This window comes from Bradyrhizobium erythrophlei, from assembly GCF_042430365.1.
Classification (GTDB): Bacteria; Pseudomonadota; Alphaproteobacteria; order Rhizobiales; family Xanthobacteraceae; genus Bradyrhizobium; species Bradyrhizobium erythrophlei.
Genome location: NZ_JBHMET010000177.1, coordinates 1 through 710, shown reverse-complemented (window position 1 = coordinate 710; position 710 = coordinate 1). Strand labels below are relative to the sequence as shown.

The 710-nt window shown below is 63.2% G+C and carries 1 protein-coding gene; it reads right to left on the bottom strand.

All coding sequences use genetic code 11. From position 1 onward, the window contains the following. Positions 1-659 (bottom strand): transposase (locus tag ACFFWD_RS25725; protein WP_376969850.1); only part of this gene is annotated, 659 nt, incomplete at its 3' end. Positions 660-710: the final 51 nt, after the last annotated feature.

Below are 710 nucleotides of genomic sequence, written 5' to 3'. Positions count from 1 at the left end.
TGGCCGCGCGGCGTGCGCATGAGCCTGGCCTCAGGCTCGGTCAAAACCTTCTGCTTGAGCCCTTCCTGAACCAATTGTTCGGCCTGCTGCTGCAACTGCGCCCGCTGAGCCTTCAGCGCGGCAAGGGCCGCGGCCACGTCGGTCTTGGCCGGCTCAGCCGGCGTCTCCTCGGCATCGGCCTCATCCATCGCGGCCAGGTACTCGGCGATCTTGCGCTCGATGGCTGCATCCCGCTCCGCGAGCTTCTTCTCTGTGACCACCTGCTTGCGGCTTGCCGCCGCAGCCATCTTGCTCCCATCGATCGCCAGGACTTCGCCTCCAAATACCGATTGCTCGCGGCAGAATTTTATAAAGGCCCGGCAGACACCGGCAATTGCCTCCGGATGATCCTTGCGGAAGTCCGAAATGGTCTTGAACACCGGCGTCACCCGGTTGATCAGCCAGAACACCTCGACATTGCGCCGCGCCTCGCGCTCGAGCCGCCGGCTCGAACGCATCTGGTTCAGATACCCGTAGATATAAAGCTTCAACAGATCGCGCGGGTCGTAAGGCGGCCGCCCCGTCGCCTCCGCCTCAACCTTCGAGAAGCCAAGCCCGGCGAGATCCAGGCTGTCCACAAAGCCGTCAATGACGCGCACCGCGCTATCCGGCGCGATCACCTCGTCCAACGTCTCTGGATACAGTGTCGCCTGATAGCGCGACTGGCCAAT